The 13,798-nt window shown below is 63.4% G+C and carries 15 protein-coding genes; 10 read left to right on the forward strand and 5 right to left on the reverse strand.

The genetic code is table 11. The features are described 5' to 3' along the window. Positions 1-35 precede the first annotated feature (35 nt). Positions 36-1,577 carry an alkaline phosphatase D family protein gene (locus IVB50_RS10220; protein ID WP_018459757.1) on the forward strand — a complete coding sequence of 514 codons (1,542 nt, stop codon included), beginning with the start codon at positions 36-38 and terminating at the stop codon, positions 1,575-1,577. A 10-nt stretch (positions 1,578-1,587) separates the two neighbouring features. On the opposite strand, the gene IVB50_RS10225 is transcribed toward IVB50_RS10220, so the two are convergent. After that, entirely contained in the window at positions 1,588-1,989 is a 402-nt protein-coding gene (locus tag IVB50_RS10225) for a response regulator (RefSeq protein ID WP_247295792.1), read from the reverse strand. Between the two features lie 156 nt (positions 1,990-2,145). Here IVB50_RS10225 and IVB50_RS10230 point away from each other — a divergent pair, with 156 nt between their 5' ends. From IVB50_RS10230 to IVB50_RS10260, 7 genes are all read left to right on the forward strand, one after another. Beyond that, positions 2,146-2,910 (forward strand): Crp/Fnr family transcriptional regulator, encoded by a 765-nt coding sequence (locus IVB50_RS10230; RefSeq protein ID WP_018459755.1) that lies wholly within the window; start codon positions 2,146-2,148, stop codon positions 2,908-2,910. A 79-nt stretch (positions 2,911-2,989) separates the two neighbouring features. Continuing rightward, a complete protein-coding gene (locus IVB50_RS10235) occupies positions 2,990-3,706 on the forward strand; it encodes a prolipoprotein diacylglyceryl transferase family protein (protein WP_247295794.1) in 717 nt (238 codons plus the stop codon). Further along, entirely contained in the window at positions 3,687-5,117 is a 1,431-nt protein-coding gene (locus IVB50_RS10240; protein WP_018459753.1) for a radical SAM protein, read from the forward strand. The genes IVB50_RS10235 and IVB50_RS10240 overlap by 20 nt, the downstream gene beginning before the upstream one ends. Then, positions 5,114-5,383 (forward strand): hypothetical protein, encoded by a 270-nt coding sequence (locus IVB50_RS10245; protein WP_018459752.1) that lies wholly within the window; start codon positions 5,114-5,116, stop codon positions 5,381-5,383. The genes IVB50_RS10240 and IVB50_RS10245 overlap by 4 nt, the downstream gene beginning before the upstream one ends. A gap of 256 nt (positions 5,384-5,639) precedes the next feature. Next, entirely contained in the window at positions 5,640-7,466 is a 1,827-nt protein-coding gene (typA, locus tag IVB50_RS10250) for a translational GTPase TypA (RefSeq protein WP_247295796.1), read from the forward strand. Positions 7,467-7,591: 125 nt separating this feature from the next. Continuing rightward, the gene (locus tag IVB50_RS10255; protein ID WP_247295989.1) at positions 7,592-8,848 is read left to right on the forward strand and encodes an NAD(P)/FAD-dependent oxidoreductase; all 1,257 of its coding nucleotides are present in this window, start codon (positions 7,592-7,594) and stop codon (positions 8,846-8,848) included. Beyond that, on the forward strand, positions 8,820-9,689 hold the full coding sequence (locus IVB50_RS10260; protein ID WP_247295798.1) for a type II restriction endonuclease: 870 nt from the start codon (positions 8,820-8,822) through the stop codon (positions 9,687-9,689). The genes IVB50_RS10255 and IVB50_RS10260 overlap by 29 nt, the downstream gene beginning before the upstream one ends. A gap of 7 nt (positions 9,690-9,696) precedes the next feature. Here IVB50_RS10260 and IVB50_RS10265 read toward each other — a convergent pair whose 3' ends face one another. Beyond that, positions 9,697-10,104 (reverse strand): thiol-disulfide oxidoreductase DCC family protein, encoded by a 408-nt coding sequence (locus IVB50_RS10265; protein ID WP_018459748.1) that lies wholly within the window; start codon positions 10,102-10,104, stop codon positions 9,697-9,699. 42 nt (positions 10,105-10,146) lie between these two features. Next, on the reverse strand, positions 10,147-11,034 hold the full coding sequence (locus tag IVB50_RS10270) for an alpha/beta fold hydrolase (RefSeq protein WP_018459747.1): 888 nt from the start codon (positions 11,032-11,034) through the stop codon (positions 10,147-10,149). 262 nt (positions 11,035-11,296) lie between these two features. Here IVB50_RS10270 and IVB50_RS10275 point away from each other — a divergent pair, with 262 nt between their 5' ends. Next, the gene (locus IVB50_RS10275) at positions 11,297-11,806 is read left to right on the forward strand and encodes a GNAT family N-acetyltransferase (RefSeq protein WP_007598725.1); all 510 of its coding nucleotides are present in this window, start codon (positions 11,297-11,299) and stop codon (positions 11,804-11,806) included. 175 nt (positions 11,807-11,981) lie between these two features. Beyond that, positions 11,982-12,518, forward strand: a complete 537-nt coding sequence (ppa, locus tag IVB50_RS10280) for an inorganic diphosphatase (protein ID WP_007604168.1) — start codon at positions 11,982-11,984, stop codon at positions 12,516-12,518. 37 nt (positions 12,519-12,555) lie between these two features. Here ppa and folD read toward each other — a convergent pair whose 3' ends face one another. Then, entirely contained in the window at positions 12,556-13,440 is an 885-nt protein-coding gene (gene folD, locus IVB50_RS10285) for a bifunctional methylenetetrahydrofolate dehydrogenase/methenyltetrahydrofolate cyclohydrolase FolD (protein WP_018459745.1), read from the reverse strand. 10 nt (positions 13,441-13,450) lie between these two features. Next, complete coding sequence (locus tag IVB50_RS10290; RefSeq protein WP_018459744.1) at positions 13,451-13,795, reverse strand: DUF167 domain-containing protein; 345 nt, start codon at positions 13,793-13,795, stop codon at positions 13,451-13,453. Positions 13,796-13,798: the final 3 nt, after the last annotated feature.

Consider the following 13,798-nt stretch of genomic DNA (forward strand, 5'->3'; position numbering starts at 1 on the left):
GGGCGATCGCCTCACGCGATATCGAGACCGTCTTCATGAACATCAAATTCTCCCGCCGCCGTTTCCTGACGACCAGCGCCGGCGCGCTCGGCGCGGTCGCAATGCCCCATCTCTCCCGCGCGGCCGACCGGCCGGCGGTGACCCATGGCGTGCAGTCGGGCGACGTCACCGTCGACAGCGGCGTGGTCTGGGCGCGCACCGACCGGCCCGCACAGATGCTGGTCGAGGTGGCGACGACGGAGTCGTTCAGGGATGCCCGCGCGCTGCCGCCGATCGCGGCGCTGCCCGACAGCGACTTCACCGCGAAGATGCTGATCGAAAACCTGCCGGGCGGACAGGACATTTTTTATCGCGTCCGCTTCCGCGATCTTTCGCACACCGCGGTGGAGGGCGAGCCGGTGACCGGCCGCTTCCGCACCGCACCCGCCGACCGTCGCGACGTCAGCTTCGTCTGGGGCGGCGACGTCGCAGGACAAGGCTGGGGCATCAACCCTGATGACGGCGGCATGTTCACCTTCTCGGCGATGCGCAAGCACCGTCCGGATTTCTTCCTGCACTCCGGTGACACCATCTATGCCGACGGCCCTATCCAGTCCGAGGTGAAGCTCGCGGACGGCAAGATCTGGAAGAACGTCACGATTCCCGAGAAGGCCAAGGTCGCCGAGACGCTGGACGAGTACCGCGCCGCGCACAAATACAATTTCACCGACGACAATCTTCGCGCCTTCAATGCCGAAGTGCCGATCTTCGTGCAGTGGGACGACCATGAGGTGACCAACAACTGGTCGCTGTCGAAGGAGCTGCCGGCGACCTACAAGGAGCGCGACATCGCACTGCTTGCGGCCCGCGCAAGCCGTGCCTTCCACGAGATGTATCCGATGCGCGAGAGCATCGTCGAGCCCGGCCGCGTCTATCGCCAGATCTCCTATGGTCCCCATCTCGACGTGTTCGTGCTCGACGAGCGCAGCTATCGCGGCCCGAACGGCCCCAACCTCGAAACCGTTTACGACCCGGCCAGCTATTTCCTCGGCCCGGACCAGATCGCCTGGCTCAAGCGCGGCCTGTTGAATTCTCGCGCGACCTGGAAAGTGATCGCCTCCGACATGCCGCTCAGCCTCGTCGTGTCAGACACGCCGAAGGGGGGATCGGAAGCCATTGCGCAGGGCGACGGCCCGGTGCGCGGCCGCGAGTTCGAGATCGCCGACATCCTGCGTTTCATCAAGATGGCGCCGGTCAGCAACACCGTGTGGCTCACGGCGGACGTGCATTACGCGGCCGCGCATTATTACGATCCGAACAAGGCGCAATTCCAGGATTTCGAGCCGTTCTGGGAGTTCGTGTCGGGCCCGCTTCACGCGGGCACATTCGGTCCGAACGCGCTCGACAATACGTTTGGGCCGGAGGTGCGTTTCGTCAAGGCGCCCGGGAAAGACAACCAGAACCTGCCGCCATCCGCCGGCATGCAGTTCTTCGGTCACGTCAAGATCGACGGCGCTTCCGGCCAGATGACGGTGACCTTGCGCGACCGCGCCGACGTCGCGCTGTGGTCAACCACGCTCGATCCGAAGCCGGCCTGACGCCGTATCGCTAGTTCGCCGCGCGGACCTGGAGCGCCGCCTCCAGCGCGTCGCTCGAACACGGCTTCTGCAATCGCGGCTGGCCGGCGAATTCGGGCGGGATGCGCGCGTCAGCGCCGTAGCCGGTGACGAACACAAAGGGAATTTTCAGCGCCGCGAGCCGTTCGGCGACCGCAAAGCTGTTCTCGCGACTCAAACCGACGTCGAGCAAGGCGAATTCGGGGGCGTGCGCCGCGATTGCGGTCAGCGCCTGCGCCACTGAACGTACCGTGCGGACGCTCTTCACGCCAAATCCGAGCAGGCGATCTTCGAAGTCGATCGCGATGATCGGATCGTCCTCGACAATGAGCACATCGGCGGGACAGTTTGAACCATCGGAAACAGCGGGTGCCATCATCGTAACTTGGAGCATGAGGTTTCTCTGACTGGGATACCGCGTCACGACGCCTGTACCCGGCGCGGAGGTTCCCGGAACGAAACCACCACATCACAGTTGTTAGGTCTGTCTACTTGTGCACACAGGACCTCGTCGGAACTCGCTAAATGTGGAGGCGGATGGGAGTTTAAGATGGACGCGCGGACCAGCAACGCCACCGAGATCGATAGCCGGCCGACCAACAATCTGCTGCGGCGCTTGAGCCCGGCCGACTTCGCCCTGCTTGCGCCGCATGTCATGCTCGAAAGCGCCGCAGCGAATGAGCTGCTCTACAACCCCGGCGACGACGTCCAGGTCGTCCACTTCCCCTGCGGACCGTCGCTTGCAACCTTCCTCGTTCCCAATGAGGACGGCCGCGATGTCGAGACCATCCTGGTCGGCCGCGAAGGCGCGGTGGGCGGCATCGTCAGCGAGGGTTATCTGCCGGCCTATACCCGGATCTGCGTGAAATTCGGCGGGCCGTTTGCGCGAATTCACGTCAGCAAGCTGGAGGCCGCCAAGCAGCGCTCGCCCTCGTTGCGCCATGTCTTCGCTCGTTACGCCGACTGCATGCTGGCTCAGATCTTCCAGTCCACCGCCTGCAACGCCATTCACTCGATCGAGCAGCGCACCGCCAAATGGATGCTGGCCGCTATGGAGCGGACCGGCGACGAGAGCAGCGTGCCTCTGACGCACGAGCAACTCGCGACACTGCTCGGCGTCGGCCGCAGCTATGCCAGCCGCGTGCTCCAGTCGTTCAAGGCGGAGGGCGTGCTCGACACGCGACGCGGATCGATCCTGGTCCGCAACCGCGAGGGCCTGCGCCTGCGCTCCTGCCTGTGCAACGAGGCCGTGAAGATGCACTTCGAGGAGGTGCTGCGCGGCGTCTATCCGACCGAGGAGAGGCAGGCCGGCTAGCCGCCTGACTCGCTCCTCTTCGGGGATAAGAAGCGGCCGCACTATCCCGCCGCGGGGGAACCTGGGCTAATGTCCCCGCATGAGCGGGGCTTTCCTTCACACTCTCTTCGACATCGCGGCGTGGCTGACCGCGGCCGTGGCGCTCTACGGGCTGTCGCGACAGGGCTTGCGGTTTCCGGCGCAATCCTTTGAGCGGTCCTACCTCGCCGCTTTGGTGTTCGGCGCGGGGCTCGGCGCCTATCTGTTCGGCTCCGCCAATCTGTGGCTGTCGGGCCAGAGCGGCATCGCGCGCTCCGTGGAAGGAGCGCTGGTCGGCGGCATCTTGGCGATCGAGCTCTACAAATGGTCCGCAGGGATCACGGTCCGAACCGGCGCCCGTTTTGCGCTGCCGCTGGCGCTCGGCATCGCGATCGGCCGGCTCGGCTGCTTTTTCGCGGGCCTCGACGATTTCACCTACGGCACGCCGACGGCATGGCCCTGGGGCCATGATTTCGCCGACGGCATCCCGCGCCATCCCGTGCAGCTCTACGAAAGCGCCGCGATGGGGGTGTTCGCGCTGCTCTACGTGGTGGCGGTCTTGAACCGGAGCGCGTTTGTGATCACCAATGGTTTCTACCTCGTCCTCGTCTACTATGGAGCACAGCGCTTCCTGTGGGAATTCCTCAAGCCCTACGGCACGCTGATCGGCCCCTTCACGCTGTTTCACCTGCTGTCGCTGTCCATCCTGCTCTACGCCGTCGTCATGCTGGCGAGGGCGCCCAATGCGAGACCCATGCATGAACGCGCCGTTGCGTAAGTCGCGTCCCTATATCTTCTGGGGCCAGACCCAATCTCTCTGCGAGACCTGCCTGAAGCTGGTGCCGGCCAAGATCCAGATCCTCGACAACGAGGTTTGGTACGAGAAGCGCTGCAAGGAGCATGGCGTCCAGTCCACGCTCGTGTCGACGGACGCCGCGTATTGGCGCCTGTGCAAGGATTTCATCAAGCCGGGCGACCGGCCGCTGGCCTTTCAACGGCATACCGAATTCGGCTGCCCCTATGATTGCGGCCTGTGCCCCGACCACGAGCAGCATTCCTGCCTCGCGCTGATCGAGATCACCGAGCATTGCAATCTGACCTGCCCGGTGTGCTTTGCCGATTCCTCGCCGGCGCGGACCAGCTTCACGCCGCTGGCCAAGGTCGAGCGAATGCTGGACGCGCTGGTCGCGAGCGAGGGCGAGCCTGATTTGGTGCAGATCTCCGGCGGCGAGCCGACGCTGCATCCCGACTTCTTCGCGATCCTCGATGCGGTGCGCGCCCGCCCGATCCGCCATGTCATGATCAACACCAACGGCCTGCGTATCGCCCGCGAAAAGGATTTCGTGGCGCGGCTCGCCGAGAACAAGCGCGGGCTCGAGGTCTATCTCCAGTTCGACTCGCTCGAACGCGACGCTTTGATCAATCTGCGCGGCGCGGATTTGCGCAAGATCCGTCAGCAGGCGCTGGAGAATCTCGAGCATTACGGCGTATCGACCACGCTGGTGGCGACCATCAAGCGCGGTGTCAACGATGCCGAGATCGGCGACATCGTCCGCCACGCGCTGACCTGGAAGTGCGTTCGCGGCGTCACGCTGCAGCCGGTGCAGGACGCCGGCCGCAACGAAAATTTCGACAAGAACACCGATCGCATCATGCTGTCGGAGATCCGCAAGCGCGTGGTCGAAACCGGCGTGTTCGGCGACAAGGACATGATCCCGCTGCCCTGCAATCCCGAAAGCATCTCGATCGGTTACGGCCTGCGCAACGGCAAGAAAGTGCTGCCGCTGACCTCGCTGATCCCGCAGGAGCAACTCGTCGCATTGTTGCCCAATACGATAAGCCCGGAGAAGCATCCGGCGCTGAGGGAGAAATTCATCGATCTGTTCTCGCTGTCCTCGGGACCGCTGAACACGAGCGAGCGCGTCTGCGAATTGCTGTGCTGCCTGCCGAGCTTCGAGGTGCCGCAGGGAATCACGTACGAGAACGTATTCCGCGTCACCATCGTGCAGTTTCTCGATCGCTTCAATTTCTGCGTCGGCAACGTCAAGCGCAGCTGCATCCATTTCGTCACCGAGAACGGCGCGATCATCCCGTTCGACACCTACAATCTGTTCTACCGAAACGGAAAGATCGACGGCATCCGCGCCGAACTGGCGGCGCAGTCAACCGCAGGAGTCCTGCAGGCATGAGCATCAGCGACACGCCGCCGCCAGCCCCTCCGGGACCGCCTCCTGCCCCGCCGAACAAGCGCGGCGGCTGCCTGACCGCGATCATGGCGATCTTCGGGATCCTCATGCTGCTACCCGGTGCCTGCGCATTGCTGTTCGGCGGAATGTCGGTGATCGAGGGCGGCCGGATGGGTTCCGACGTGGCACCGCTGGTGTTCGTAGGCCTGGTCGTGGGGCTGGGCGGGGTCGCCCTGATCTGGGCCGCGATCAAGGGCCGGCGCGGCTGAGCCCGGCTTTTCGCCTAACCCCCGGGAATTCCCGGACAAAATTCAATCAACCAACGGCCAAAGAACACATTGTTTTTTGGCGGTTTTTGCCTATATTGCGCCGCAACGCGTAGGGTGCCCGGTCGATATGCCGGGCTTTCCCTTTTGGGCGGAAAGCGCCCCGTTTCCAGTCTTCAAGCGTTGTTTCGAGAAGAGGTCCCGGTCTGACCGGCGAGATCGCGCTTAACCCATTGTCCGACCGCAAAGAAGCCCACTCATGAATCTTCGCAACATCGCCATCATCGCCCACGTCGACCACGGCAAGACGACCCTGGTCGACCGCCTCCTCCAGCAATCCGGCACCTATCGCGAGAACCAGAAGGTGACTGAGCGCGCCATGGACTCCAACGATCTGGAGCGCGAGCGCGGCATCACCATTCTGGCCAAGGCGGCCTCGGTGCAGTGGAAGGACACCCGCATCAACATCGTCGATACCCCAGGCCACGCCGATTTCGGCGGCGAGGTCGAGCGCATCCTCAACATGGTGGACGGCGCGCTGGTGCTGGTCGACGCCGCCGAGGGGCCGCTGCCGCAGACCAAATTCGTGGTCTCCAAGGCGCTCAAGGTCGGTTTGAAGCCGATCGTCGTGATCAACAAGGTTGACCGTCCCGACGCGCGGGCAACCGAAGTCATCAACGAGGTGTTCGACCTGTTCGCGGCGCTCGACGCCAGCGAGGAGCAGCTCGACTTCCCGATCCTCTACGGGTCGGCCAAGCAAGGCTGGATGGCCGAGAGCCCGGACGGGTCGCAGGAAGCCGGCATGCAGCCGCTGTTCGACCTGATCGTGCGCCATGTCGCGCCGCCGACCGTCGAGGAAGGCCCGTTCCGCATGATCGGCACCATTCTGGAAGCCAACCCCTATCTCGGCCGCATCATCACCGGCCGTATTTCCTCAGGCTCGATCAAGCCGAACCAGGCCGTGAAGGTGCTGGGCGCCGACGGCAAGACGATCGAGCAGGGCCGCATCACCAAGATCCTCGCCTTCCGCGGCATCGAGCGCACTCCTCTCGACGAAGCCGAGGCAGGCGACATCGTCGCCATCGCCGGCCTGACCAAGGGCACCGTCGCCGACACCTTCTGCGATCCGTCGGTCGACACCCCGCTGATGGCGCAGCCGATCGACCCCCCGACCGTGTCGATGTCCTTCATCGTCAACAACTCGCCGCTCGCCGGCACCGAAGGCGACAAGGTCACCAGCCGCATGATCCGCGACCGCCTGCTGCGCGAGTCCGAGGGCAACGTTGCGCTGCGGGTCGTCGAAGCCTCCGACAAGGACGCGATGGAAGTTTCAGGCCGTGGCGAATTGCAGCTCGCGATCCTGATCGAGACCATGCGCCGCGAGGGCTTCGAGCTTTCGGTGTCGCGTCCGCGTGTCGTATTTCAGAAGGACGAGGCCACCGGCGCCACCCTCGAGCCGATCGAGGAAGTCGTCATCGACGTCGACGAGGAGCATTCCGGTGTCGTCGTGCAGAAGATGAGCGAGCGCAAGTCCGAGCTGATCGAGATGAAGCCGTCCGGCGGCAACCGTCTGCGGCTGGTGTTCTACGCGCCGACCCGCGGCCTGATCGGCTACCAGGGCGAGCTGCTCACCGATACCCGCGGCACCGCGATCATGAACCGTCTGTTCCACGGCTACGCGCCGTACAAGGGCGAGATCCAGGGCCGCCGCAACGGCGTGCTGATCTCCAACGACCAGGGCGAAGCGGTGGCTTACGCCATGTTCAAGCTGGAAGATCGCGGCCCGATGATGATCGAGCCGGGCTGGAAGGTCTACAAGGGCATGATCGTCGGCGAGCATACCCGCGACAACGACCTCGAGATCAACGTGCTCAAGGGCAAGCAGCTCACCAACATCCGAACCACGTCGAAGGACGAAGCGGTGCGCCTGACCCCGCCGATCCGCATGACGCTGGAAAAGGCGCTGGCCTATATCGAGGACGACGAGCTGGTGGAGATCACGCCGAAGTCGATCCGCCTGCGCAAGCGGCACCTCGACCCGAACGAGCGCAAGCGCGCGGAAAAATCCAAGGAAGCGGTGGCTTAAGGCCACTCGGACACACGACGAATGCGTCATGGCCGGGCTTGTCCCGGCCATCCACGTCTTCGATACTGGTGTCAATGACGTGGATGCCCGGGACAAGCCCGGGCATGACGATGAAATTGACCGCTATGTCCCTCCCCTCCTCCGTCGACGTCGCGATCATCGGTGCGGGCGCCGCCGGTCTCGGCGCGGCGCATGCGCTGGCAGGCTCCGGCCTCTCCGTGATCGTGCTCGAGGCGCGTAACCGGCTCGGTGGCCGGGCCTGGACGGTGCAGGCCTCGCCCGAAGTCACCTTCGACGTCGGCTGCGGTTGGCTGCATTCGGCGGACAACAACTCCTTCGTCGCGATTGCAAAGCAGCTCGATTTCGAGGTCAACAAGGACCTCCCGCCCTGGCGCGAGCGCGCCTATGGCGACGCGTTTCCGAAAGCCGAGCGCGATGATTTCATGCACGCCATGGACGCCTTCTATCAGCGGCTGTGGGAGACCGCCCAGAAGGGCCAGGATGTCCCCGCGAGCTTCAGCCTGGAGCCCGGCAATCGCTGGAATCCCATGATCGACGCGATCTCGACCTACATCAACGGCTGCGAACTGAAGGACATGTCGACGCTGGACTGGGACGCGTATGAGGACAGCGACCTCAACTGGCGCGTCCGCCGCGGCTACGGCGCGCTGATCGCGGCCTATGGCGCGCCATGCCCGGTGGCGCTGAACTGCAACGTCACGCTGATCGATCATTCCGACCAGCGCATCCGCATCGAGACATCGCAGGGCACGCTGACCGCGGACAAGGTGATCGTCACCGTGCCGACCAATCTGATCGCCAATGAGGCGATCCGCTTCTCGCCACCTCTCCCCGCCAAGGTCGACGCCGCGGCCGGCCTGCCGCTCGGTGTCGATGACAAGGTGACGCTGGCGCTCGGCGATGCCGAAGCCTTCCCGAAGGAAGGTAATTTGCGCGGCGCCACGATGCGCACTGACATGGGCACCTATCATATCCGCCCGTTCGGCCAGCCCTGCATCGAAGGCTTTTTCGGCGGCAGCTTTGCACGCGAACTGGAAGACGCGGGCGACGGCGCCATTGCCGCCCAAAGCATCGAGGAGATCGCAGGCTTCCTCGGCAACGACATCAGGCGAAAGCTGAAGCCGCTCTACGAGTCGCGCTGGGCCCACGACCCCTTCGCGAGAGGCTCCTACTCGCACGCCCTGCCCGGCCACGCCGGTGACCGCGCCGTGCTGGCGGCACCGACCGATGGGCGGCTGTTCTTTGCGGGCGGCTGCCGAAGAAGTCGTTCGGAAGGCGCGCGCTGGCGACACGCTGTTTTTCTGCAAGCCAAAATCTGGTCCACTGCTTGCGATGAGTTGCACCGCGGGCAGCGCAATTGAGCAGCAACTCTTTTCGCTATTCGGTCTGCGTGCAACCGGAGACCGTTTCGACGACAATAAGCGAGACTTTCGCCGAGAGCGCGGTCAGGAACTTTCTTTCACGGCTCGCTATATTCTTGAGCTCATCGAAATCGAAGCTATCGTTACTGAGGATGAGTGGCTCGACGCGCTCCTAAAGAAATTTGGTGCAGAATTCCCCGCAACGGGCATCTTCTCTGAGTTTGCTAGGAAGCATGCTCCCGAGACGAGTGTTAGAGACGATCCTGATCACGCGCTCATGACATGGATCGAATTTGAGGAAAGGTTGTTCCGTACCCTAGAGCGGCACATTGTCTCGAAAAGGCTGGCCGACGGTTTCATGCTCAGCAAGAAGGCTGACGTTGAAGGCTTCATCAAATTTTCGCTGAGCGTCCAGAATCGCCGCAAGTCGCGCGCCGGATCGGCTCTTGAGCATCATCTCGCTGCAATTTTTTCTGCCCGCAAGCTAAGGTTCGAGAGAGGGGCGCGAACCGAAAATAACAATAGACCGGATTTCCTGTTCCCGGGGGCGAAGGAATACAATTCGTCAGCGTTTTCAGAAAATCGCCTTGTAATGCTCGGCGCAAAATCGACCTGCAAGGATCGGTGGCGTCAAGTGTTAGCTGAAGCGAACCGGATCAAGACGAAGCATCTCTTGACGTTAGAGCCCGGAATTTCAGAAAATCAAACATCCGAAATGCGCACCAAATCGTTGCAACTTGTCTTGCCAAAAAAGCTTCACGAAACGTACAAGTCGACTCAACAAAGAGCCCTTTTGGACCTGCAAGAATTTGTGGCTCTTGTAGAGAAAATCCAACGCTGACCACGTCCTACTCGATCACCCGCGCCCGCAAGTCGGCATCCGGTACGAAGCACGAATCATACTTGCCGAAGATGCGGTATCGGTTGCGCGCGACGAGATTGTAGAGCGGGTCCCGTAGCGGCTTGGGCACAGCGAACAACGCGCGCACCCAGCCCCAGCCGGGGAGCTGCGACAGCACCGTCAGCGCAGCGTCCGACTTCATGAACACCGCGCCGCCGTGAACCACGGCATTGGTGTCGGGATCAGCGGGATCGATGCCGAACGTGCGCGCGAGCCGGGCGCCATAGTCAGATTGAATCGGCGTGAAGCGAAACCGCTTCGCCGGGTCCCTTTTGGCGACGAAGCGGACCCAGCGCGAGCAGAAGATGCAGACGCCGTCGAACAGGATGACGTCATCGTCGGGCCATTTGGGCATTAGCGATTGTCCAATATCAGGTGCGTGACCAGGAATACGGCGTCATGGCTTTTTGGCAGCCGCCGGCTTCAACCCACGCGCAAGCTCGGCACTCGCGGCTTTGACGCCTGCCTCGGTTTCGATCATCCAGTGGCCCTCGCTACCGACGGCCGGCGTCGTTCGGAAGTCGACCTTGCCACCGCCGCCGCGAAACGCATCGACCAACGCAAGCGAAAATGCCGGTGCAAAGTAGCTGTCATTGGCGGCAACGAGCCATGTGATGGGGATGCGCGCGGCCTTGCCGAATTCAGCCGCCGCGGCGAGAAGCGTATGCGGCGCGCAGATCCGGTTCGGCTCGTCATTGGCATGGCCGCCGCGGCCCGGCGCAATGGCGATGATGGCGGAGATCGCCTTCGGATCGGCATTCGCGAGCGCCAGCGCGCCCCAACCGCCGGCGGAATGGCCGATCACGATCGCGGCGTCCTTGCGGATAAAATCCTGCTTTCGCACATAGTCCAGCGCGAGCGCGATTTCGTCGGCCGTTGCGCGGCCCGAGCGCACGTAGTCCGCCTCGTCGCAGCCACCCTGGTCCTCGACATAGCGGCCACCGGTCGCACCATGGCCGAGCCGTTCGGGCACCAGCACGGCGAAGCCGCGCGCGATGAGGAATGCCGTGAGTGCGCGGTATTCCGGCTGAGACATTTGCGCGCGCCGCAAGCCATTTTGCGTCGAAGCATGCGCGATCACCGCAAGCCGGAACGGGCCGGCACCCGGCGGGCGAAACAGCCGGGCATGAGCGGCGATGTCGGTATCCGGCGACGGCACGCGCCATTGCTGACGGCGAAACGGATCGCCCTCCGCTCCGGACGAACCAAAAACCTGAGCGCACACCGGCGGCGCAGCCAGCAAGGCCAGCAGAGCCAAAGGCACGAGGATGTTGGGGATCCGCATGAATTGCCGGAGGCGAGAACAGCGACAGTTAGACTAGTAGGAACGAATCAATATCGGCAGACTTTCTGCGTTGCCATTGCCGTTCATTCGTTGCCGCAAAGCAGTTTTGCACCGGCGCAGAGCACCCCGGTGCCATTCGAATCGGCGTCTTGTCTTTTTTCGGTACAACATGGTTCAAATACTGATGCAGAAAGTCCACACGTTAACCGATAATTAACGATAGGTCTTGCCGCCGGCGCGGCGACTTGGTTTGATCACGTCCATGAGCACAACCCTGATCGAGGTCCGGCCGGCCAAAGCCGCAGATGCAACTGCGGTGGCGTCCACCCATGACGAAGCCTGGCGCTCCGCCTATCAGGGCATCATTCCCGGCGCCGAACTGGAGAAGTTGATCAACCGCCGCGGTCCGCAATGGTGGGACAGCGCGATCCGCAAGGGCAGCCGCGTCAGCGTGCTGGTGTTCGGCGACAAGATCGCAGGCTACGCCAATTACGGCCGCAACCGCGCCCGCAGCCTGCATTTCGACGGTGAGGTCTACGAGCTCTATCTGCGTCCCGAATTCCAGGGCCTGGGCTTTGGTCGCCGCCTGTTCACCGCGGCCCGCCGCGACCTGATGCAGAGCGGCCTGAAGAGCATGGTGGTGTGGGCGCTCTCGGACAACGATCCGGCCACCGAGTTCTACCGCGCCTTGGGCGGCCGCATGGTGGCGCGGTCCTCGGAGCGTTTCGGGCCGAAGTCGCTCGACAAGGTTGCCTTCGCTTGGACCAATTGAGCTGCTGAAGTCCCGCCGGCAGCGTTTTCCTTCCGTCGATACCGCTGCCTTGAGCCGGTGATCGCCGGATTCATTATTTCACAAAAACGCGATGGATCAGCGGGCCAAGCCCGCGTATGACAGCGCCAAAATCGCTGCCGGGTGCGATTTAACCTCGGCAACAACGGAGCCTTGAATGCGTATCGATGCGGTCTCGATCGGGAAAAACGTCCCTCACGACGTCAACGTCATCATCGAAGTCCCCGTGGGCGGCGAACCGATCAAGTACGAGATGGACAAGGAAGCCGGCACGCTGGTGGTTGACCGCTTCCTCTACACGCCGATGCGTTACCCCGGGAACTACGGCTTCATTCCGCACACGCTGTCCGACGACGGCGATCCCTGCGACGTCCTCATCATCAACACCCGCGCCATCATTCCCGGCGCGGTCATGAGCGTGCGCCCGGTCGGCGTGCTGTTCATGGAAGACGAAGCCGGCGGCGACGAGAAGATTCTTGCGGTGCCGTCGTCGAAGCTGACGCAGCGCTATGACAAGGTGAAGTCGTATTCCGACCTGCCGGACATCACGCTCCAGCAGATCCAGCACTTCTTCGAGCACTACAAGGATCTCGAACCCGGCAAGTGGGTGAAGATCCTGCGCTGGGGCGGCCCCGAAGATGCGCACAAGCTGATCCTCGAAGGCATCGATCGCGAGAAAAAGAAGAAGGCCTGAGCTCTGCTCCCTCGCCCCGCTTGCGGGGCGAGGTGAACTACACCGCCGGCTTCGGCAGCCCTGCAATCGCGCAGGCCGCGCGCAACGTGTTCACGAGCAGGCAGGCGACTGTCATCTGACCGACGCCGCCCGGTACCGGCGTGATGGCGCCAGCCACGGCGAGCGCTTCCTGATAGGCAACATCGCCGACGAGACGCGTCTTGCCGTCGTCCCTCGGAATCCGGTTGATGCCGACGTCGATCACGGTCGCCCCCGGCTTCAGCCAGTCGCCGCGCACCATCTCGCACTTTCCGACGGCGGCATAGACGAGGTCTGCGCGCCTCACGAGCCCGGGCAGGTCACGCGAGCGCGAATGCGCGATGGTCACCGTGGCGTTCTCGTTCAGCAACAGCTGCACCAGCGGTCGGCCGACGAGGTTGGAGCGGCCGATGACGATGGCGTTCATGCCTTCAAGCGAAGCATGCACGCTCTTGGTCAAAATGATGCAGCCGAGCGGCGTGCAGGGCGACAGCGCCTCGAAACCGCCGGCGAGGCGGCCGGCATTGTTCGGATGCAGCCCGTCGACATCCTTGGCGGGGTCGATGGCATTGACGACCGCCTCGGTATTGAGGCCCTTGGGCAGCGGTAGTTGCACCAGAATACCGTGCACGGCGGGATCGCGGTTGAGTTTTGCGACCAGCGCCAGGAGATCTGCTTGCGAGACGTCGGCCGGCAGCTTGTGCTCGAACGAGGCCATGCCGGCGGCCTGGGTCTGGGTGTGTTTCGACCGGACATAGACCTCGCTCGCCGGGTCGCTTCCGACCAGGACCACCGCAAGGCCCGGAACCAGATTGTGCTCGCGCTTGACGCGTGCGACCTCGTCGGCGACGCGGGCGCGAAGTTCTGCGGCGATGACTTTTCCGTCGATGATCTTGGCGGTCATGTCAGTTCCCTCAGTCTGTCGATTTGGCTGATGCGAGCTGGCGCAGGGCTTCGCCGAGCCGCGCCGGATCGCCGTCGACCGCGATCTGCTTCAGCCGCGAGGTCGCTCCCGACAGGAGTTTGACGCTGGCCTTGGGCACGCCCAACGATTTCGCCAGCAGCACCAGAACGGCCTTGTTGGCCTCGCCGCCATCTGCGATAGCGCGCACCCGCACCTTGAGCACGCTGCGGCCATCGGAGAGCTGCTCGATCCCGTCGATGTCGTCGCGGACGCCGCGCGGCGTCACCCGCAGCGCGATGCTGATACCTGCGGCCCCGTAACGCCAAGGTTCCTTGATGACAAGGTTCTTTGGCAACCC

This window comes from Bradyrhizobium sp. 87, from assembly GCF_023073015.1.
Classification (GTDB): Bacteria; Pseudomonadota; Alphaproteobacteria; order Rhizobiales; family Xanthobacteraceae; genus Bradyrhizobium; species Bradyrhizobium canariense_D.

Coding starts and splice junctions, on each gene's coding strand:
- IVB50_RS10220 (WP_018459757.1), top strand. CDS start 36: ATGAACATCAAATTCTCCCGCCGCCGTTTCCTGACGACCAGCGCCGGC.
- IVB50_RS10225 (WP_247295792.1), bottom strand. CDS start 1,989: ATGCTCCAAGTTACGATGATGGCACCCGCTGTTTCCGATGGTTCAAAC.
- IVB50_RS10230 (WP_018459755.1), top strand. CDS start 2,146: ATGGACGCGCGGACCAGCAACGCCACCGAGATCGATAGCCGGCCGACC.
- IVB50_RS10235 (WP_247295794.1), top strand. CDS start 2,990: ATGAGCGGGGCTTTCCTTCACACTCTCTTCGACATCGCGGCGTGGCTG.
- IVB50_RS10240 (WP_018459753.1), top strand. CDS start 3,687: ATGAACGCGCCGTTGCGTAAGTCGCGTCCCTATATCTTCTGGGGCCAG.
- IVB50_RS10245 (WP_018459752.1), top strand. CDS start 5,114: ATGAGCATCAGCGACACGCCGCCGCCAGCCCCTCCGGGACCGCCTCCT.
- typA (WP_247295796.1), top strand. CDS start 5,640: ATGAATCTTCGCAACATCGCCATCATCGCCCACGTCGACCACGGCAAG.
- IVB50_RS10255 (WP_247295989.1), top strand. CDS start 7,592: ATGTCCCTCCCCTCCTCCGTCGACGTCGCGATCATCGGTGCGGGCGCC.
- IVB50_RS10260 (WP_247295798.1), top strand. CDS start 8,820: ATGAGTTGCACCGCGGGCAGCGCAATTGAGCAGCAACTCTTTTCGCTA.
- IVB50_RS10265 (WP_018459748.1), bottom strand. CDS start 10,104: ATGCCCAAATGGCCCGACGATGACGTCATCCTGTTCGACGGCGTCTGC.
- IVB50_RS10270 (WP_018459747.1), bottom strand. CDS start 11,034: ATGCGGATCCCCAACATCCTCGTGCCTTTGGCTCTGCTGGCCTTGCTG.
- IVB50_RS10275 (WP_007598725.1), top strand. CDS start 11,297: ATGAGCACAACCCTGATCGAGGTCCGGCCGGCCAAAGCCGCAGATGCA.
- ppa (WP_007604168.1), top strand. CDS start 11,982: ATGCGTATCGATGCGGTCTCGATCGGGAAAAACGTCCCTCACGACGTC.
- folD (WP_018459745.1), bottom strand. CDS start 13,440: ATGACCGCCAAGATCATCGACGGAAAAGTCATCGCCGCAGAACTTCGC.